This window comes from Halanaerobium sp. ST460_2HS_T2 (assembly GCF_003337665.1).
Lineage (GTDB): Bacteria > Bacillota > Halanaerobiia > Halanaerobiales > Halanaerobiaceae > Halanaerobium > Halanaerobium kushneri.
The window spans coordinates 15116-35471 of sequence record NZ_QPJF01000014.1; the positions used below are offsets into that span (position 1 = coordinate 15116).

Below are 20356 nucleotides of genomic sequence, written 5' to 3' on the forward strand. Positions count from 1 at the left end.
TCAATTTTAGTCAAACGCTTGACTAATTAAAAATTTAGTATTATAATATAGACAAATCGAAATAGTAAGACAATTAAAATAATACTGAGAAACTATTGGAAAAATAATTTTTTGTAATTATTAAATTTTTAAATGGGGTTTTAAAGATGGCTGTTACATTAAAAGATATTGCGGAAAAAGTAGGAGTAACTGAATCAACAGTATCTAGAGTTTTAAATGGAATACCTAAGGCCAGCAAAGAGACAAGAGAAGAGATTTTTAGAGTTGCAGCAGAACTTGGATATAAACCAAATCAGATTGCCCGCAGTCTGGTGACTAAAAAAACACATACCATTGGTTTGATTATCAGTGATCTCTCTAACACCTATTTCGCTAGGGTTGCCAGCGGCATCGAAAAAATTGCCAGCAAATATGATTACAGCCTGATTATTTCGACAACCGGGGGAGATGAGAAAGAAGAATTAAAGTACATAAATTTATTGAAAGAAAAACAGGTTGATGGAATTTTATTTGCCAGCGGGCGGATGCCGGCAAGCTGTAAAAATCTTTTAAAAGAAACTGAAATACCAACAGTAGTTGTAGCTCGTGAAGTAGAAGAAGATTTACCTTCTGTTCATATTGATAATATTAAAGAATCTTATAATGCTGTAAAATATTTAATTAATTCTGGTCATCATAATATAGCAATGATCAGTGGTAATAAAGATGATAAAGAATCAGGATTTTATCGAATTCAGGGATATAAACAGGCTTTAAAAGATAATGGTTTAAAAATAAGAGATGATCTAATAGTAGAAGGAGATTTTAAGCTTCAGAGTGGTATTGAGGCGATGGAAGAAATTTTAAAAAGCGACTATTCAATAACGGCTGTTTTTGCAGCCAGTGATCAGATGGGAGTTGGCGCAATTAAGGCCATCAAAAAAGCCGGTCTAAAAGTTCCAGATGATATTTCTGTTATTGGCTTTGATAATAATATTATTTCTCTTGCCAGTGACCCAGAATTAACTACTGTTTCTCAGCCGGAAGAAGAACTGGGCTGGCATTCGATGGAAATGTTATATCAGGTTATGGAAGGAAGAGATTTAAAAGAGAGAAAGATTTATTTACCATGTGAAATAATAGAAAGAGAGTCCGTGAGAAATATTTGATTTCTTAAATAATTAAAGCTTTTTAATTAAGGCTTTAAATTATAGTTCAGCATAAAAAAAGAGTTTTTTTACTCAATTGGTCAAACGATTGACCGACATATTGTGACAATTATTTTGGAGGTGATAATTTAGAATTATGGTAAGTTTTATTTTAAGGGGATGAAGTTTAAATTAAATTATTTAAAAATTCTTAGGAGGGCTAAAATTGCAAAAAAAGACTATTGTTAAAATTTCACTGATGGTGGTATTATTACTTGTGTTTACAGGAAACACTTTTGCTCAGACAACTTTTGAGTACTGGACAACTCAAACAGAGGAAAATAGAGTTGAAGTAATTAATCAGTTAATCGACCGTTTTGAAGCCCAGCAGGATGAATATAAGGTTGAGCTGGTAACAGTTCAGGAAAATGATATACCAACTAAACTGGCTGCTGGAATGGCAGCAGGTCGACTACCTCAGATGATTGAGGTGGGAGCTGAGAATATTCTTAAACTTGGTGCGGAAGGTATGCTTGATACTGAAGCGGTTAACGATGTTGTTAGCGATATTGGTGAAGATGATATTTACGATGGCGCTCTGAAAATGCTGGCAAGTCCTGAAGGCGGTTATTTTGGTGTTCCTCTCCATGGCTGGGTTCAGGGAATCTGGTATCGTGAAGATCTATTTGAAGAAAAGGGTCTGGAAGCACCAACAACCTGGGATAATATTATCAAGGCAGCAAAAGCGTTTCATAATCCAGAAGAACAAAAGTATGGAATTGTAATTGGTACAGATAAAGATTCCTATGCTAGACAGACCTTTACTCAGTATGCACTATCAAATAATGCGCGTATCTTTGATAAAGATGGTAATATAATTTTTAATTCTCCAGAAATGGTAGAGACTCTTGATTATTATAAACGTTTAGCAGAATTCACACCTCCAGGACCTAATGGCTGGCGTGACGCGCGTGACCTTTACTTAGCTGGTAGAGTTCCAATGATGATGTATTCAACCTACATTATGGATGATATTGGTCTGGGAGCGACCGGCTACGAAGGTGAACAGGGAGAAATGCTTAAAAATTTAGTAGATAAAACTAACTTTGCTAACACAATGAAGCATAAGTCTGATGCAGTATTTGGTCAGATTGCAGGCTTTACCTTTATTAAATCTGAAGATCAGAAAAAAGTTGAAGGAGCTAAAGCCTTTGCAGAATTCGTATTATCAGGTGAAAATTATATTGATTTTCTCCATATGGCTCCAGGTGGTATGAATGCAGTCCGTCCTTCTATCGCTAACGATCCAAAGTATTTAGATCATGAACTTTTAAAGGTATGGGGAGATAAGTCTGCTCGTATAGCCAGTGGTTTAAACAGTATAGGTAAATTTGGTTATGTAGGTGGAAAGGTGTTCCCTGAAATTGGGAATATTACAAGTCAGTTTATTGTAGGTCAGACAATTATGAAGATGACAGAAAGTGGCTGGACAGCAGAAGAAGCAGCTGAATGGGGTCAAAAAGAGATGGAAGATGCCCTAGAATAACTTCTGTCAAAAAAATAATTGATTTTAGCTTAAACTTAATCAACCCTGCTGGTTTCAAACCAGCAGGGTTGAAAATTAAAGGAGGCAGTTATGGAGATTAAAACAGATCAGGAAGCAAAACTTGGCTACTGGCTGATCCTGCCAACAGTATTAGCAATTGGTGGATTAATACTTTATCCGGTAATCTATAATCTTTGGTTGAGTTTACATAAAGTTAATATGAATCCAACTCAACCAAATACATTTATAGGGATAAAACACTTTATTGAAATTTTAACTGATGTTGATTTCTGGACAGCTTTTAGAACTTCTATACTTTTTACTTCTACTACTGTTGTGGGTACAACCTTACTTGGTTTAGGAGTAGCAATTTTATTAAATAGAAAATTTCCGGGGAGATCTCTAATTAGAGGAATAATTTTACTACCATATGTAACTCCCGTAATCTCAGCAGCATTTGGCTGGAAGTATTTATTTAATCCTGTTTTTGGAATGTTTAATTATATTATGGTTGATGTTTTAAGTTTGATGCCCCAGCATATTAACTGGATTGAATCACCGCGCTATGCAATCTTTGCAGTAATAATTTTTAATATCTGGCGCAACTTTCCTTTTGCCTTTTTGATGATTTTAGCAGAATTGCAGTCAATTTCAGGAACTTTATATGAGGCAGCTGAAGTTGATGGAGCAACAGGCTGGCAGAAATTTAAACATATCACTCTACCAGAACTTAAATTTGTCATTGGAGCTTTAGTAATCTTACGTACTATCTGGAATTTTTATAAGTTTTCAGAGATTTATCTCTTATCATCTTCAGTAGAGGTTTTACCAGTTTATATTTACGAAAAGGCTTTTGCTACCTATAGTTTTGGTGAAGCAGCAGCTATTTCCGCAATCTTATTTGTCTTTGTTTTTGGTTTCATCCTCTTTTATGTAAGGAAGGTGTTAGAATGGTAGGAAAAGATAGCTTGAGAAGTAAGATAATATTTGTCGTATTACTGATGCTAGTACTGGCTTTTGTTTTAATACCTTTTGTAACAATGATCAGTTCATCCTTTAAGCCAAATCAGGAGCAGACCCAGTTACCACCTAAAATTATTCCTGATAATCCGACGCTGGAACACTATCAGGGTGTCTTAAATCCAGATATTTTTCCATTTTTGAATTACTTTAAAAATAGTTTAATTGTTGCCTTCTTTTCAGCTGGAATCGGGGTAGTGATTTCAATTTTTGGTTCATACAGTTTTGCCAGACTTGAATATACAGGCCGCTCAGTTATTCAACGCGGTGTTTTAATGGTCTACATGTTTGGTGGAGTTCTACTGGTTATTCCTTTATTTCAGATGATCAGTAAACTAGGGCTTTTTGATACCAGAACTTCGCTGGTCATTACCTACGTTGTTCAGACTCTGCCTGTTTCCTTATATATGCTGGGAAATTATTTTAGAACAGTACCTGAAAGTATAGAAGAAGCAGCAATTATTGACGGCTGCAGCAGACTGGAGGTAATATTTAGGATAGTTTTACCACTTTCAGCTCCAGCTATAGTTTCAGTCTTTATTTACGCCTTTATGATTGCCTGGAATGAGTATCTATTTGCTTCAGTCTTTATCAACTCCAGCAGCTTAAGAACACTGCCGCTCGGTTTAAATCAGCTCTTCTATACACAGCATTATGTCTGGGGTAGAATGATGGCTGCATCTGTGCTGACAGCTATTCCGGTAATTATTTTATTCCTCTCAGTTGAGAGATTTATTACAGGTGGCTTAACCTTTGGTGGAGTTAAAGAGTAAATTATAATTTTTAAAGCAGGGAGGACTGAGGTTTTGTTTAAAAAATTAAATCAAAAAATCATTGATCATTACCTTGAATCTGTTCCCCAAAATGATTTGCAGCAGCTGTTGAGCAGTATTTTAAAAGATAAAGTTGAGAACAGTGATTTAACTGAGGATTATAAAAAAATAGCTGACTTTTATCAAAAAAGCAGAAAGAGGGCTGGAGCAGAAAAAGAGAAATTTCTCGAAAGGCTGGATTCTGAAAATCTTAAACTCGATGAAATCAGTTCTTTAGAGCTGGCTGAGGCCTTTTTTCCTGAACACAAACTCAATTATTCTCAAAAAACAATTGAAAATCTCAGGGAGCAGAGGAAGTTAAAAATAAATAAATTAAATGATAATCAGATTGAAGATCCTTTTGCTGAAATTTTATTTGCTTCCAATATTCTCTTAACAATGCCTGCTGATTTTAATAAAGTTAATCCGACTTTAAGAGAAAAATTGAATGAGTCTGAAAAACAGCAATATTTTTATGACCATCCGATACCTCTGGATATTGATGATCAAAAAAATGAAATTATCTATGGACTTAAACATTTAAATCAGGCAGTTAAAGCTGAGACAGATCAAAGGCTTGACCTTCTTTTATCTATTTCTGTTACCCATCCTTCAATTAATAAGATTGCAAGGGAATATATTGAGTCCAAGTTAGAAAATATTGAGCTTGAGCACTTAAATATCTATCTCTTTACTGAAAATGAAAGTGAAAAGCTGCTGGAAGAGTTTATACTTCCTTTTATAAGTGATGGAATAAAGGCTTCAGATCTTAAAAGTACAGTGGGAGCTGCCGGCAGCTACGGACGCCATTATTCATTTTTAAAGGCGGTGGCCCTCTGGTGGCAGAAATATATTAATTCCGATTTAAAAGCTACTTTTAAAATTGATCTGGACCAGGTTTTTGACCAGCAGAAGCTGAAAGAAGAAACAGGCCATTATGCCTTTGAAAATTTCAAATCTCCTCTCTGGGGAGCCCGGGCAGTTGACAGTCAGGGAAGAAGAGTTGAGCTTGGAATGATTGCCGGTCAGCTCGTCAATGACAGTGATATTGAAAAATCAATTTATGAGCTGGATATCAAAAGACCGAAAGCTGAGCTTAAATATGATCAGTATATTTTCTTTAAAGCAAAGCCCCAGTATATTTCTACTGCAGCTGAAATGGGGTATAGAGCAGATTCTAAAATTGATACAATTTTACGCTACCATGTCACCGGTGGTACTAATGGTATTTTGATTAAAGCTCTAAAAAAATATAAGCCCTTCTGTCCGACTTTTATCGGCAGAGCTGAGGACCAGGCCTATCTGCTTTCAGTTTTGTTTGAAGAGCATGATTCATCCTATTTGAGGTATTATCATCAGGATGGTCTGATTATGAGGCACGATAAAAAGAGTTTTATCGGAACAGAGATTAAAAACTCTAAAATTTCAAAGCTGATAGGTGATTATGAGCGGATTATAATTTTTTCTCATTATGTTAGGAATATTTTAAATGATTATCAGCGGCTGAGGGAAGAATTATTTCCCTTTACAGCAGCTTTTATCAGTCAGATTCCGGTTTTATTAATTTATTACCGCTCAATTTTAAAAGCTTATCAGCTGGCTGAGAGTGATGAAAATCAGGCTCTTGATTTTTTAACTGAGCTGACAGAGAGACTTGAGGATATTTATAATAAAGTTGACCAAAATTATTATCAGCAGAGATTTTTGCTGGAGAAAAAAGTCTGGAATGAATATTATCAGATTTTAGATGATGAAAAAGTTGAAGATCAAAAATTATTGGATGGTTTTACAACTAGAATAAAAATTAAGTAATGGAGGTTTGATAATGAAAATAGCTCTGGCACATTTTCGCACAGGTCAGACTGATGGAGTGTCTCTGGAGATGGATAAGTGGCGCCATGTTTTAGAAAAAAATGGCCACGAGGTAGTTTATATCTCTGGTACTCCAGAAGCTGAAATATATATTGAAGAATTATTTTATAAAGATAAAAAAAATCTAAAATTTGTAGATAATGCCTATCGTAAATTAGAGGATTATAATAATGAGAGAGAATTTAAAGCTGCAGTAAAAAAAGAGGCAGCAGTGATTGAAAAAAAACTGCAAAAAGAGATAAAAGAGGCAGGAATAGAGCTTTTAATTCCCAATAACATTTTTTCTCTGGGCTGGAACCTTCCGGCTGCAATTGCCTTTAAAAATGTAATTGAAAATCTCGGTTTAAATACAATCGCCCACCACCACGATTTTTACTGGGAGCGAGAACTTTATTCCAATCCTGTCTGCAGTTTTGTAGATGATTTATTGGAAGAGTATTTTCCTCCCCGGATTGAAGAGATAGAGCATGTGGTGATTAATAAAATTGCTCAGAGAGAGCTGGAAAAAAGAAAAGGACTTAATTCTAAAGTTGTGCCCAATGTTTTTGACTTTAGCGGGCCTCTCTGGCAGGAAGATCAATACAATAGTGATTTAAGAGCAGAACTTGGAATTAAGGAAGATGACATAGTAGTTCTCCACGCTACAAGAATTGCTGAGCGGAAGGCAATTGAGCTCGCGATAGAGTTTACTGCCAAACTACAGAATGAAGAACTAGCAGGTACCTTATATGATGGGCGCAGCTTTTCTGATGAAAATAGAGTTGTTTTTTTACTGCCGGGATTAACAGAAGGTAATGAAGAGTATGTAGATTTTTTAGATGAATATGCTGCAAAAGATAATGTTGAGTTGATATGGGCGGGCGAATTATTTGCTCACCAGCGACAAAAAGAAAATGGTAAAAAGATTTATTCTCTCTGGGACAGTTACGTAATCTCAGATTTAATTACTTATACCAGCATTAAGGAAGGCTGGGGTAATCAGCTTTTAGAAGCATTATTTGCCAAAAAGCCGGTAGTTATTTTAGAATATCCGGTCTTTAAAAGCGATATTAAAGAACATAATTTAAAGCTGGCTTCACTCGGTGGAGATTATCAGCGCCGAGAAGACGGCTATATTAAAATTGAAACAGAGAATTATGAGCCTGCACTTAAAGAGGTATTAAAATATTTAAAATCCGGTGATTACAGAAAAAAGGCAGTTGACGAGAACTTTGAAACTGCAGCTAAAAACTTTTCTTACCAGAGATTAGAAGAATTATTAAAAGAACTGCTTGAGCAGCTCAATATAGATAAGAGTTAAAAAATGAAATTGGAGTGATATTGATGGTTTTTGAAATTCCAAAATCAAAAAAGGAAATATTGAAAAAGAAATTAAAATTTATTTATGATCAGGAGACAGCAGAAGAATTTTACCCTGAATTAGAATCATTTATTCATGATTTTGCCGAAAAACATCCAGAGTTGAGAGAGAAGAATAAAAATGCGGCCAGACTGAGTGAAAAAGACAGTGTAGTCATCTGTTATGGAGATCATATTCAGGCAGAAGATGAGAACCCACTGCAGAGCTTAAATAATTTTTTTGAAAATCACTTAAAAGAAAGTATCAGTACAGTTCATATTTTGCCATTTTTCCCTTATTCATCTGATGACGGTTTTTCGGTTATTGATTATAAGGAGGTCAATCCTGACTTTGGTCAGTGGTCAGATGTAGAAGATATTAGAGAAAACTTTTCTTTAATGTTTGATGCTGTAATTAACCACATTTCTGCAGAGAGTGAGTGGTTTAAAAAGTATAAAAAACAGCAGGGTAAATATCAGGATTATTTCATTGAGGCAGATCCAGAACTTGATTATTCTGATGTAACAAGGCCGAGAGCCAAACCGCTTTTAACTGAGGTGGAAACAGCTGCGGGTAAAAAACACGTCTGGACAACCTTTAGTCCGGATCAGATTGACCTTAATTATGAGTCAACAGATTTAATGCTTGATATTATAGAAGTACTTTTATTTTATGCTGCTCAGGGAGCAGAGATAATTCGCCTGGATGCTATTGCTTATCTCTGGAAGGAGATTGGAACAAGTTGTATTCACCTCCCTGAAACTCATAAAGTGATTCAGTTATTTAAAGAGATTTTTAAGCTTGTGGCCCCGGAGACATTAATTTTAACGGAGACTAATGTTCCTCATGAGGAAAATATAAGTTATTTTGGTAATGGTGTTGATGAAGCAGATATGGTCTATAATTTCACCCTGCCTCCACTTGTGCTTTACAGCTTTTTAAAAGGAGATTCGACAAAGCTGACTGAATGGGCTAATTCATTAGAGGAATTGGATCAGGGCAATTACTTTTTCAATTTCCTGGCCTCACATGATGGTGTAGGTTTAAGACCTGTTGAAGGTATTTTAAGTGAAAAAGAGATTGAAAAAGTAGTAGATAAAGTCAAGGCCAAAGGTGGTCTCGTTTCTTATAAGACTAACTCTGATGGTTCAAAGAGTCCCTATGAGTTAAATGTGACTTATGTAGATGCAGTTAGAGATAAAGAAAAGGACTTAAAGACTCAGGTAGCTCAGTTTATGGCTTCCCAGTCAATTATGCTTTCCATGCAGGGAGTTCCAGGTATTTATCTCCATTCTCTACTCGGTTCTGAAAACTATCAAGAGGGTGTAGAAGAAAGTGGAGCCAATAGAAGAATCAATAGAGAGAAACTGGATAGAGATCAACTTTTAGCAGAGTTAAATGAGAAAGGTTCTTTTAGAAAAAAGGTCTTTGATCAATATAGAAAGCTTTTACAGATTAGAAAGAGTAATCAGGCCTTTTCTCCAGCAGCTCAGCAGGAAATTTTCAATTTAGATAGCAGAATTTTTGCACTGCAGAGGGGGGAAGGCAGTGAGAAGATTACAGCATTAACTAATCTTTCTGCTGAAGAAGTGGAAGTTAAACTACCGGGAGAAATTTTTGTTGATTCTAAACAATGCTTAAATGATCTAATATCTGGTCAGGAATATGAATTGAAAAAAGAGCAGGTCGAAATCACTTTAGAACCTTACCAGATCTCCTGGCTTAAATAATTAAATAACATTTTCAATTTAATAAACCTCCTTAAGCTGGCCCTGCTGAAAAGTAGGGCTTTAACTTTGCTTTTAGAACTGGCTGTTGTATAATTAAAGCAGTTAAATTTAAGCTTTTTAAAAAGAGGAGTAATTGACTGAGAAAGATTTATGTTAAAGAAATAAAAGGGAGGAATTTATTATGAAAATAGTAGTTTTAGATGGCTATGCCTTAAACCCGGGTGATCTAAGCTGGGAAGGCATCAAAGAAATGGGAGATGTTGAAATTTACGAGCGGACATCAGCAGCAAAGATCTTAAAAAGAGCCGAAGGAGCAGAGGTGCTGCTGACAAATAAAACCCCCTTAAGCAGGGAGACAATTAAGGCCCTGCCTGAACTTAAATATGTAGGAGTACTGGCCACCGGTTATAATGTGGTTGATATTAAAGCTGCAGCTGAAAATAATATTGTGGTTACTAATGTTCCAACATATGGAACAAATGCAGTTGCTCAGTTTGTGATGGCTCTGCTTTTAGAAGTCTGCCATCATGTTGGTGAGCATAATCGAGCTGTTAAAAATGGGGCCTGGACTGAAGCAGATGATTTCTGTTTCTGGAATTATCCTTTAATTGAGCTGCAGGATAAGACGCTGGGGATAATTGGTTTTGGCAGTATTGGTCAGAAGACTGCAGAGCTTGCTTCAGCTTTTGGAATGAAGATTTTGTCTTATGATAGGAGTCCGGAGAAAAAAATTAATAATCCTGAAATTAAAACTGAGGAGATAGAATTTGTGGATTTAATGGATCTTTATAGAAGAGCTGATGTAATTAGCCTTCACTGTCCCCAAAGCAAAGAGACTGAGGGGATGATAAATAAATTTAGTATTGCTCAGATGAAAGAAGGTGTAATTATTATCAATACTTCTCGGGGAGGATTAATAGTGGAATCCGATCTGGCAGCTGCTCTGGAAACAGGGAAGGTTAAAACTGCTGCTGTAGATGTGCTTTCTACTGAACCCCCGGCAGCATCAAATTCGCTTTTAAATTCTGATAGAACAATTATTACTCCTCATATTGCCTGGGCTTCTCAAGAAGCAAGACAGCGATTAATGAATACAGTTTTGGAGAATCTTAAAAGTTTTTTAGAAGGAAATGTGATTAATCAGGTTAATGGATAAATAAATTAGTTAATTTATTTAAGTTTGATTATATTTTTTATTTTAAAATGGAGGCGATATATTTGAAAATTCTTGTAGCACCTGATTCATTTAAAGGTTCATTAACTGCAATGGAAGCAGCTGAAAATATAGAAAGAGGAATATTAAAGGCTGATTCTGAAATAGAAGTTGACTTACTGCCAATGGCAGATGGAGGAGAGGGAACAGTTCAGTCTCTGGTTGATGCGACTGAGGGGAAAATTATAGAAAAAGAGGTAACTGGACCACTTGGAAATAAAGTTGAGGCTTTTTACGGACTGCTGGGGGATGGCAAAACTGCTGTGATTGAAATGGCAGCTGCCTCAGGCCTTCCTTTAGTTCCTGAGGGAAAGAAGAATCCCTTAAAAACAACTACCTATGGAACAGGAGAGTTAATTGCCTCAGCGCTGGAGCATGGTGTTAAAAAAATAATCATTGGCATTGGTGGCAGTGCTACTAATGATGCCGGGGTCGGGATGGCCCAGGCTTTAGGAGCAGAAATCTTGGATGCCCAGGGTAAAGAAATTGGCTTTGGCGGCGGCAATTTAGATCAGATAGCAGAGATTAATTTAGAAAATTTAGATTCCAGATTAGATGATATCGAAATCCTGGTGGCCTGTGATGTAGATAATCCACTTTTCGGTGAAAATGGCGCCGCCTATGTTTATGCTCCGCAGAAAGGAGCAGATAAAGAGATGGTGGAAAAACTTGATCAAAATTTACGTTATTTTAATCAAATTGCAATTAAGGAATTAAATAAAGATCCAAATCAGATTTCGGGAGCTGGAGCAGCTGGTGGCCTGGGAGCAGGGCTTGTAGTTTTTTTAGATGCAGAACTAAAAGCAGGAGTAAATATTATCCTTGATATTATTGATTTTGAGAGCAAATTAAAAGGAGTAGACTTAGTGCTTACAGGAGAAGGAATGTTGGATGGTCAAAGTATTTATGGCAAAACTCCTGTTGGGGTTTCTAGAACTGCAGCTAAAAAAGGGATTCCAGTTGTTGCTGTAGCTGGGACCTTAGGAGATGGAGTAGAAAAAGTTTTAGAACACGGAATTAAATCTTATTTTTCTATTATTGATCGACCGGCTGATTTAAAAGAAATTGTAGAAAGAAGCCCCGAGCTTTTAGCTAATTTAAGTGAACAAATAATTAGAACTATTAAGCTTTAGAACATTAAATAATATAATAATTTAAGTTTAGAAAATGAATTTATTTTGATGATTTTTTGATGATTGGAGTATATAAAATATTTATAATTTATAATTAATTTAATTTATAATTATTTTGGATTTATTAAAGGTATTTTAATAATTCTCTAGTATTATATAAGTAAGGTGTATTTATTAAAAACTTAAATTAATACTGGAAAGGAGATATTGGGTTCACATAATCTATTAAGTGCCCGGTACCTAAAAGATGTTGAATAACTTGATTAGAAAAATCAAAGCAAATGATTCCTATAAAATAATTGCAGAATTTTCATTTCTGCAATTTTTCTTCTGGAGCACCTGGGCCATCTACGGTGCTTATTTAGTTTATTATCTAACAGATTTAGGTTACAGCAATATGAGAATTGGAACTCTGATGTCGATTAGGACCTTTATGGGTTTAATTGGCCCTCCAATTGTTGGATATTTATGTGACCGTCTGGAAAGCAGAAAAATTGTTTTTTTGATTTCCATGTTTTTAATGGCGGTTTTTGTAACCCCTCTAACTTTTTATGGTGATTTTATGCTTGCAATTTCTATAGGAGTAGTTGGTTTTCTCTGGGAGCCTCAGCAGTCAGTTTTAGATAGCTGGATTTTAGAAACTTCTGCTCATACTGCTCATAATTATGGTTTTATGAGGGCCTGGGGTTCGATTGGTTTTGCAATCATTGTAACAGTTTTTGGTCAGATAATAGAACGATTTGGCTGGCGCATTCATTTTTTAAGTTATGGAGTAGTTGTTTTTATAGTAATTTTAATTGCTTTGAGTATTAAAGATAAAAGTTATAGTGGTCTTAATCAAAAAGATGATAATTCAATAAAAAATTCGCAAAAAGAATCTGAGGCTAAAAAATTAAATTTGGAAGCAGCTAAGGAGACTCCAGCTGAAGTTAATGAAAAGAATATCTTGCGGCTGTTTAAAAATCCCGATTATATTTTTATTCTTTTAATTACTTTGCTAATCTTTATTCCAAACCAGATGCTTTTTGTCTATCTGGCACCGATTATTAAATCTGTTGGTGGTAATTCTACGGATTTAGGATATACTCTCTTTTTTAATGCTTTAAGTGAGGCCCCTATTTTTTTTGTGGCTAAATATTTTTTAGAAAAGTATAAAACCAACTCATTACTTTTATTTTCAGCTTTCTTTTATTTAATTAGATTTATAATTGCTGCTTTAGCCAGTTCTCCAGTTTACTTCTTATTTTTTGGGATGCTGCAGTCGCTTTCCTTTGGAGTTTTTCTGGTAACAGTTCGCTATTATGTAAAACTGGTAGCACCAGCAGCACTAAAGACAACAGCTCAGAGCATTGCTATGATGTCTGCTTTTGGAGCAGCGGGTATTATTGGCAGTCTTTTAGGTGGCTATTTAATTGATAATTTTGGAATGTCAGTAATGTTTAAAGTAGGAATAGTCCTGGCTTCTGCAGCAGTTTTAATTCTTGCCTTGGTAGTTTTTAGAGATAATAAGGGTCTGGAAAACAGAGCTTAAAATATTTTATTGACTTTAATAAGAATATAAGACAGGTGATATATTATGAAAAAAGTAAAACAGAATAAAACAAATAATAGAGAAGCAATTTTAAATGGTTCAATACCTAAAACACTCTTTAAGTTATCCTGGCCAATTATGGTTGGTAATACAATGCAGGTGCTTTATAACCTGGCAGATACATTCTGGGTCGGAAAACTGGGAGCGGATTCGGTAGCAGCTATTTCTGTAGGTTTTCCCTTAGTTTTTTTATTAATTTCAATCGGTGGTGGAATGACTATTGCAGGGACTACCTTAGTAGCTCAGTATACCGGCTCTGATGATAAGGAAATGGCTGATCATGTAGCCGGTCAAATTTTTACTCTTGTAATTTTTCTATCAATTATATTTGGAACAACTGGATTTATTTTTGATAGAACAATTCTCGGCTGGATAGGAGCGCCTGCAAATATTATGGCTGATGCAGTTTCCTATCTGGATATTATTTTTGCCGGTGTTTCGTTTATGTTTATCTTTTTTGTTTTTACAGCGCTTTTAAGGGGAGTTGGAGATACAAAAACTCCTATGAAAATGATGATTTTTTCAACTGTTTTCAATATAATTCTTGATCCCTTTATAATTCTAGGATGGGGATTTTTCCCCAGATGGGAGTGCGCGGTGCAGCAATAGCTACAGTTTTATCAAGAGCCTTAGCCGGCCTTTATGGAGTCTATCTATTATTTGAAGGTAAAAAAGGTATTAAACTCCGGGCCAAAAATTTAGTTCCTGATTTTGAAGTTCAAAAAAAGATCATAAAATTGGGAACACCTTCGGCAGCAGAGCAGTCAATTATTGCTCTGGGAATGACTTTTTTAATGGGTATAGTATCTGAGTTTGGAACTCTGGCGGTTGCTGCTTATGGAATTGGAAACAGGATTTTATCGGTAGTAATGATGCCGATGCGGGGACTCTCCATGGCCACTACAACTATGGTAGGGCAGACAATGGGTGCTGATAACGCCGATAGGGCTGAAAAGATTGCCTGGACATCTGTTGGTCTAACTTTTGGACTAATGACAGCATTAATTTTAATTACTCAATTTTTTCCGGCTCAAATCATTTCAGTATTTAATAATAATCCAGAAGTAGTTAAAATTGGAGTTGCGTTTCTCAAAATTGTAGGTTTATCTTTTGGCTTCTTAGGAGTTAGAATAGTAATTGGGGGCTCATTTAGAGGAGCAGGTAATACAGTGGCAGCAATGGTACTGGCAGTGGTTGCTCTCTGGGGTTTTAGAGTTCCTCTAGCCAGACTTTTATCCGAATATTTTCAGTTTGGAACCAGTGGTATCTGGTGGGGAATGTTTCTTTCCAATTTCTTAAGTGCAATTATTGGTGCTGTCTGGTTTAAAAGAGGTAAGTGGAAAGAGGAAAAGGCTATTTAATTCAAAAAAATTAGACAAATTCCTTAATTTAAGAAGGAATTTGTCTTTTTATGGTGAATATAAATAATGAGATACGTGTTTCATTTAGGAAAGGCTGATATTTATGAAAATGAAAAATATAACCATTTCAGATATAGCAGAAAAACTCAATTTATCTCGCAGCACCATAGATAGAGTAATAAATAATAGAGGGAGTGTAGCTCCCGAAACTAAGAGAAAAATTTTAGATTATATAGAAAAAATAAATTATAAGCCCAATCGGGCAGCAAAACATCTTTCTAAAAGAACAAGTTGTACAATTGGGATTTCTTATTATCTTCCTGAGAATTTTGCAGCTCAGATTAGAAAAGGTATTAATGATGTTTATAATGAGTTGCAGGCATATGGACTTAATTTAATTATTAAAGAGGCCGGTTCAGCTGAAGAACAGGAAAAACAGATTAAGCAAATGCAAACCGAAATAGATGGATTGATTGTAGCTCCCTGGAATCCCAAAAATTTAACTGAGTTAATTAATGAATTTATTGAGCAGGATCTTCCTGTAGTAACCTTTAATCGTGATGCACCTGAGAGTAAGCGCCTATTTTATTTTGGCTGTGATTATTTTAAAGCAGGGAGAATTTCGGGAGAAATAATTGAAAAAATAACTTCTAAACCGGGCAAGATAGCAATTATTAGTAATGAAGATGATTTAGTTGGTAAAAAACGGGTTGAAGGTTTTTATAGTATTTTAAAAGAAAGTTCTATTCACAAAATAATTGGTCCTTATACTATTTATGATCACTTTGGCATTAGTGATTCCTATACTGATAAAGATATTGATTACATTAAAAAAATTATTGAAGATAATCCAGATCTTAAAGCATTTTATGTAGTAAATCAGAGTTTATATTTGGTTGCCAAAGTAGTTAAGGAAATGGGCAAAAAAGATCAGATAAATGTAATTGGCTTTGATCTTTTTGATAAATTTATTCCTTTTATTAATGAAGATGTAATTGAAGCAGTAATCTGTCAGGAACCCTACAGCCAGGGTTATTTTCCGGTTCGAATTCTTTTTGAGATGCTGGCAGAAGATAGAGAAATAGAGAAATCAGAATATATAACCAGACTGGAAGTTGTGATGAGAGAAAATCTGAAATATTATAATGATTATCATTATTTATAAATTTTTAAGTATTTTGAAACACGTAACTCATTTCTATTTGAGTATATTGACACACGTAACTCATTTTAAGCAGATAAAACCAGCTTTAACAACTATGAAGGTCAGAAAAGTTGAAATGGGTAAAGAGGCAGCAAATTTATTATTTAATAAATTAAATGGTAATGAAAGAACTTATCCTGTTAAAATTACTGTGCCCACCAAACTTATGCTTAGGGATTCAACAATAAAAGTTTAAAGTGTTTTTGTGTTTCGAAATAGAAGAAAGGAGTATAGAATGAGCAAAAAAAATTTAAAAGCAGTTGATTTAAAAAGAGTAAAATTAATATCAGGATTGTTGGCTCAGAAAAATAAGCTGGTGCGGAAAGAAGTAATTCCCTATCAGTGGCAGGCTTTAAATGATGAGCTTCCTGATACTGAACCCAGCCATGCAATTGAGAATTTTAGAATTGCGGCTGGCCGTTCGGAAGGTGAATTTCACGGGATGGTTTTTCAGGACAGTGATGTGGCAAAATGGCTGGAAGCAGTTGCCTATCAGCTGACAGTTAATCCTGATCCTGAGCTGGAAAAGAGAGCAGACGAAGTTATTGATCTGATTGGAGAGGCCCAGCAGGATGATGGTTATTTAAATACATATTTTATTGTTAAAGAGCCTGAGATGAAGTGGAAGAATCTGGCTGAATGTCATGAACTCTACTGTGCCGGTCATCTGATTGAAGCTGCAGTAGCCTATTATAAAGCAACCGGGAAAGATAAGCTGCTGAAGATAATGCAGAAAAATGCTGATTTAATTGACAGCATATTCGGTCTGGAAGCTGATAAACTAAAGGGTTATCCCGGCCACCAGGAAATCGAGCTGGCATTAATTAAATTATTTAATGTTACTGGTGAAGAAAGATACAGAGATTTAGCCAAATATTTTATTGATCAGAGAGGTCAAGAACCATTTTACTTTGAAAAAGAGTGGGAAGAGCGAGGAAAAGTAAACCACTGGCCTGATTTTAAGCAGAATACAGAACGCGAATATTATCAGGCACATGCTCCGGTTAGAGAGCAAAATGCTGCAGCCGGTCATGCAGTCAGAGCACTCTATATGTACAGCGGAATGGCAGATACTGCCAGAGTAAGTGGAGATCAGAGTTTAATTGAAGCTTGCAGAAGGCTATGGAGTAATACCACTAAAAAGCAGATGTATATTACAGGGGGAACTGGTTCAACAGTTCACGGAGAGGCCTTTACTATTGATTATGATCTGCCCAATGATACAGCTTATACAGAAACCTGTGCAGCAGTGGCATTAGTCTTTTTTGCTCAGAGAATGCTGCATTTAGAAAAAAAGGGTGAATATGCAGATGTAATGGAGCGCGCCCTATATAATGGCGCTTTAAGTGGGATGTCAGAAGATGGCAGGAGATTCTTTTATGTTAATCCTCTTGAAGTAAAACCTGAGGTAGCTAAAAATAGGAATGATCACCGCCATGTTAAGACTGTAAGGCAGAAATGGTTTGGCTGTGCCTGCTGTCCTCCAAATCTGGCCCGCCTCCTGACTTCAATTGGCAGCTATATATATTCTCAAAATGAGGAAGAACTTTATGTTAATCTTTATAGTGACAGTCAAGCTAAGGTGGAATTTGGTGGTCAGGAAATAGAAATTATTCAAAATACTAATTATCCCTGGGAGGAAGAGGTAGAGATAGAGCTTAAAGCAGAACAAGCGGCAGAATTTACTTTAGCTTTAAGAATTCCCGGCTGGTGCAGAAAAGCAGCCTTACAGCTTAATGGGAAAAATATTAATATAACAGAACATCTGGAGGATGGATATCTGAGATTAAAGCGGAGCTGGCAGAATGATAAGCTAAAATTAATTCTCAAAATGCCAGTTGAAAAAGTTTATGCTAATCCCGAAATAAAAGAAGATCTTAATAAAGCTGCACTTCAGAGAGGTCCTATAGTTTATACTTTTGAAGAAGTGGATAACGGTAAAAATTTAGCTGCTTTAACATTTGCAAGAGAGGCAAAATTAAAAGCTGAATTTGAAAAAGACCTGCTGGGGGGAGTAACTACCATAAAAACCAGGGCTAAAAAAGTAGATAGTTTAGGCTGGGAAGGAGATCTTTACAGCACCCAAAAACCTGGAAGCAGAGAAGTTGAAGTTAAAGCTGTACCCTATTACAGCTGGAACAACAGAGGAGAAGGAGAAATGGCTGTCTGGTTAAATTCTAATTAATTAAAATAATTATTAAAAACGAGTAATATGAGATTAATTATTTATTATAAAAAACCACTCAGAAAGGGGGGTTTTTGAGTTAAAAATTCTGAAAATATAAGCAATTCAAAAAAGGGGGAGCGCAATGTTCAAGCAAGAAGGAGATAAACTATTATACTTATATGACAACGAAAAAGTAATGGTTGAAGCCTGGGGTAAAGATTCGCTGAGAGTTCGAGTTACTCATAACAGTGATTTTACCGAGAATGACTGGGCTCTACTTCCACAAAAATCAGCTGAAGTAGAAATCGAAATTGTAGAAAATGCTAAAGCAAATAAAGATGAACTATTAGAGATGAATCTTGAAGAAGATAAAAACTATGCCAGAATAAGCAATGGGAAAATAACAGCGATTTTTAATTCAGCCGGAGTTTTAACTTTTAAAAATCAAAAAGGAGAAACTTTAGTTCAGGAAAACTGGCAGCGGCGCAAAGATGATCCAAGTATGTCTCTGGAAATAAGCGGCCGGGAAATGAAGGCTGTAGAAGGAGAAAACTATCGGGCAGTTTTCCGCTTTAAAGCTGATGATAACGAAAAAATTTATGGAATGGGACAGTACCAGCATAACTATTTGAATCAAAAAGGCTGTACCCTTGAGTTAGCTCACCGCAACTCACAGGCCTCAGTCCCTTTTATGCTTTCAAATAAAGGTTATGGTTTTCTCTGGAACAATCCAGCAATTGGTTCTGTTACCTTTGCCAAGAATGGAACAGAGTGGCTGGCCAAAAGCACCAAACAGGTAGATTACTGGATAACTGCCGGTGATACACCAGCTGAAATTGAAGAAAATTATGCAGATGTAAGCGGTAAAGTGCCGATGATGCCTGATTATGGAATGGGGTTCTGGCAGTGTAAGCTGAGATACCGCACTCAGGAAGAAGTTATGGAGGTCGCCCGCAAACATAAAGATTTAGGTCTGCCGATGGATGTAATTGTTGTTGACTTTTTCCACTGGACTCAGCAGGGAGAATATAAATTTGATCCTGACTGCTGGCCTGATCCCGAAGCAATGATTGAAGAATTAGAAGAAATGGGGATCAAAGTGATGGTTTCTGTCTGGCCAACTGTTGATTATAGAAGTGAAAATTTTGCTGAAATGATGGAAAAAGGATATTTAGTTAGAACAGAGCGTGGGGTTAGAGTTACCATGCAGATGTTTGGTCAGGAAGTGTTTTTTGATCCTACAAATCCTGAAGCAAGAAAATTTGTCTGGAATAAAATTAAGCAAAATTACTGGGACAAAGGTGTAAATATCTTCTGGCTTGATGAAGCAGAACCCGAATATACAGAATATGATTTTGATAATTACCGCTATTATCTGGGCTCAAATCTTGAAGTTGGCAATATTTATCCTGTTAAATATGCCAAAACCTTTTATGATGGAATGAGAGCAGAGGGAATGGAAAACCCGCTTAATCTGCTCCGCTGTGCCTGGGCTGGAAGTCAGCGTTATGGAGCTTTAGTCTGGTCTGGAGATATTGACTCTACTTTTAATTCACTGCAGCGTCAGCTGCGGGCAGGTCTTTCAATGGGAATTGCCGGTATTCCCTGGGTAACTACTGATATCGGTGGATTTCAGGGAGCAAATATAAATGACGAAGACTTTAAAAAACTGCTGATCCGCTGGTTTGAATTTGGCTGTTTTAGTCCGGTCTTTAGACTGCACGGCTATCGGATGCCAGGCAGTGACTTTGAAAATGATATGATCTCAGGCATTGGAAAGCTGGGAAGTGGAGCCGAAAATGAGGTCTGGAGTTATGGTGAAAAGTATTTTGAAATTATGAAAAAATACCTTTTCCTAAGAGAAAGAATCAAACCATATATTGCTGAACAGATGGAAGCAGCCCACAGGGATGGAACCCCGGTTATTAGACCGCTTTTTTATGATTTTCCTGATGATCAGAGAAGCTGGGATATTGATGATCAGTATCTCTTTGGCCCTGATCTTCTGGTAGCACCTGTTATTGAAGAAGAAAAATATCAGCGTCAGGTATATTTACCTGAAGGAGCAGTCTGGAAAAATGCCTGGAGCGAAGAAGAATTTAAAGGTGGCCAGGTGGTAACAGTTAAGGCGGAATTGGATACTATTCCATTATTTTTGAAAAATGATGCAGATTTACCGATAAAAGAATAATTCTTATAGTAAAGTACTGGCTATAATTTAGAATAATAAAATAGGAGGTG

Annotated in this window: 16 protein-coding genes; all 16 read left to right on the forward strand. The window is 35.9% G+C overall.

Going from position 1 to position 20356, the window contains the following annotated elements:
* The first annotated feature begins 146 nt into the window (after positions 1–146).
* The 16 genes from DFR80_RS07970 to DFR80_RS08040 all read left to right on the forward strand — a co-directional run bounded on the left by DFR80_RS07970 (position 147) and on the right by DFR80_RS08040 (position 20306).
* Positions 147–1148: a LacI family DNA-binding transcriptional regulator gene (locus DFR80_RS07970; RefSeq protein ID WP_076544665.1), complete on the forward strand. Its 1002-nt coding sequence runs from the start codon at positions 147–149 to the stop codon at positions 1146–1148.
* Positions 1149–1353: 205 nt separating this feature from the next.
* Complete coding sequence (locus tag DFR80_RS07975) at positions 1354–2673, forward strand: ABC transporter substrate-binding protein (protein WP_084566120.1); 1320 nt, start codon at positions 1354–1356, stop codon at positions 2671–2673.
* 90 nt (positions 2674–2763) lie between these two features.
* Positions 2764–3630, forward strand: coding sequence for a carbohydrate ABC transporter permease (locus DFR80_RS07980; protein WP_076544666.1), 867 nt, complete (start codon positions 2764–2766; stop codon positions 3628–3630).
* Complete coding sequence (locus tag DFR80_RS07985; RefSeq protein ID WP_076544667.1) at positions 3624–4466, forward strand: carbohydrate ABC transporter permease; 843 nt, start codon at positions 3624–3626, stop codon at positions 4464–4466. The genes DFR80_RS07980 and DFR80_RS07985 overlap by 7 nt, the downstream gene beginning before the upstream one ends.
* A 33-nt stretch (positions 4467–4499) precedes the next feature.
* Entirely contained in the window at positions 4500–6317 is a 1818-nt protein-coding gene (locus tag DFR80_RS07990) for a hypothetical protein (protein ID WP_076544668.1), read from the forward strand.
* Positions 6318–6330: 13 nt separating this feature from the next.
* Positions 6331–7677 (forward strand): glycosyltransferase family 4 protein, encoded by a 1347-nt coding sequence (locus DFR80_RS07995; RefSeq protein WP_076544669.1) that lies wholly within the window; start codon positions 6331–6333, stop codon positions 7675–7677.
* A gap of 23 nt (positions 7678–7700) precedes the next feature.
* Positions 7701–9446 carry an alpha-amylase family glycosyl hydrolase gene (locus tag DFR80_RS08000; RefSeq protein WP_076544670.1) on the forward strand — a complete coding sequence of 582 codons (1746 nt, stop codon included), beginning with the start codon at positions 7701–7703 and terminating at the stop codon, positions 9444–9446.
* A 181-nt stretch (positions 9447–9627) separates the two neighbouring features.
* Positions 9628–10602 carry a D-2-hydroxyacid dehydrogenase gene (locus tag DFR80_RS08005; protein WP_076544671.1) on the forward strand — a complete coding sequence of 325 codons (975 nt, stop codon included), beginning with the start codon at positions 9628–9630 and terminating at the stop codon, positions 10600–10602.
* Between the two features lie 62 nt (positions 10603–10664).
* A complete protein-coding gene (locus tag DFR80_RS08010; RefSeq protein WP_076544672.1) occupies positions 10665–11792 on the forward strand; it encodes a glycerate kinase in 1128 nt (375 codons plus the stop codon).
* Between the two features lie 247 nt (positions 11793–12039).
* The gene (locus DFR80_RS08015; RefSeq protein ID WP_076544673.1) at positions 12040–13323 is read left to right on the forward strand and encodes an MFS transporter; all 1284 of its coding nucleotides are present in this window, start codon (positions 12040–12042) and stop codon (positions 13321–13323) included.
* Positions 13324–13368: 45 nt separating this feature from the next.
* A complete protein-coding gene (locus DFR80_RS15400; RefSeq protein ID WP_233493779.1) occupies positions 13369–13992 on the forward strand; it encodes an MATE family efflux transporter in 624 nt (207 codons plus the stop codon).
* Positions 13974–14744 (forward strand): MATE family efflux transporter, encoded by a 771-nt coding sequence (locus DFR80_RS15405; protein WP_233493780.1) that lies wholly within the window; start codon positions 13974–13976, stop codon positions 14742–14744. The genes DFR80_RS15400 and DFR80_RS15405 overlap by 19 nt, the downstream gene beginning before the upstream one ends.
* Before the next feature lie 109 nt (positions 14745–14853).
* Positions 14854–15909 carry a LacI family DNA-binding transcriptional regulator gene (locus DFR80_RS08025; RefSeq protein ID WP_158537697.1) on the forward strand — a complete coding sequence of 352 codons (1056 nt, stop codon included), beginning with the start codon at positions 14854–14856 and terminating at the stop codon, positions 15907–15909.
* Positions 15890–16144 carry a substrate-binding domain-containing protein gene (locus DFR80_RS15475; protein WP_076544676.1) on the forward strand — a complete coding sequence of 85 codons (255 nt, stop codon included), beginning with the start codon at positions 15890–15892 and terminating at the stop codon, positions 16142–16144. The genes DFR80_RS08025 and DFR80_RS15475 overlap by 20 nt, the downstream gene beginning before the upstream one ends.
* 39 nt (positions 16145–16183) lie before the next feature.
* Complete coding sequence (locus tag DFR80_RS08035) at positions 16184–18133, forward strand: glycoside hydrolase family 127 protein (protein WP_084566121.1); 1950 nt, start codon at positions 16184–16186, stop codon at positions 18131–18133.
* A gap of 124 nt (positions 18134–18257) precedes the next feature.
* Positions 18258–20306 carry a TIM-barrel domain-containing protein gene (locus DFR80_RS08040; protein WP_076544677.1) on the forward strand — a complete coding sequence of 683 codons (2049 nt, stop codon included), beginning with the start codon at positions 18258–18260 and terminating at the stop codon, positions 20304–20306.
* The last annotated feature ends 50 nt before the right edge of the window (positions 20307–20356 follow it).

Excerpts from the sequence above, each read along its gene's own strand:
- DFR80_RS07985 (WP_076544667.1), top strand. The coding sequence starts at position 3,624 with ATGGTAGGAAAAGATAGCTTGAGAAGTAAGATAATATTTGTCGTATTA.
- DFR80_RS15400 (WP_233493779.1), top strand. The coding sequence starts at position 13,369 with ATGAAAAAAGTAAAACAGAATAAAACAAATAATAGAGAAGCAATTTTA.
- DFR80_RS08015 (WP_076544673.1), top strand. The coding sequence starts at position 12,040 with ATGTTGAATAACTTGATTAGAAAAATCAAAGCAAATGATTCCTATAAA.
- DFR80_RS08000 (WP_076544670.1), top strand. The coding sequence starts at position 7,701 with ATGGTTTTTGAAATTCCAAAATCAAAAAAGGAAATATTGAAAAAGAAA.
- DFR80_RS07980 (WP_076544666.1), top strand. The coding sequence starts at position 2,764 with ATGGAGATTAAAACAGATCAGGAAGCAAAACTTGGCTACTGGCTGATC.
- DFR80_RS08005 (WP_076544671.1), top strand. The coding sequence starts at position 9,628 with ATGAAAATAGTAGTTTTAGATGGCTATGCCTTAAACCCGGGTGATCTA.
- DFR80_RS08040 (WP_076544677.1), top strand. The coding sequence starts at position 18,258 with ATGTTCAAGCAAGAAGGAGATAAACTATTATACTTATATGACAACGAA.
- DFR80_RS08035 (WP_084566121.1), top strand. The coding sequence starts at position 16,184 with ATGAGCAAAAAAAATTTAAAAGCAGTTGATTTAAAAAGAGTAAAATTA.
- DFR80_RS07970 (WP_076544665.1), top strand. The coding sequence starts at position 147 with ATGGCTGTTACATTAAAAGATATTGCGGAAAAAGTAGGAGTAACTGAA.
- DFR80_RS15475 (WP_076544676.1), top strand. The coding sequence starts at position 15,890 with ATGATTATCATTATTTATAAATTTTTAAGTATTTTGAAACACGTAACT.
- DFR80_RS08025 (WP_158537697.1), top strand. The coding sequence starts at position 14,854 with ATGAAAAATATAACCATTTCAGATATAGCAGAAAAACTCAATTTATCT.
- DFR80_RS07995 (WP_076544669.1), top strand. The coding sequence starts at position 6,331 with ATGAAAATAGCTCTGGCACATTTTCGCACAGGTCAGACTGATGGAGTG.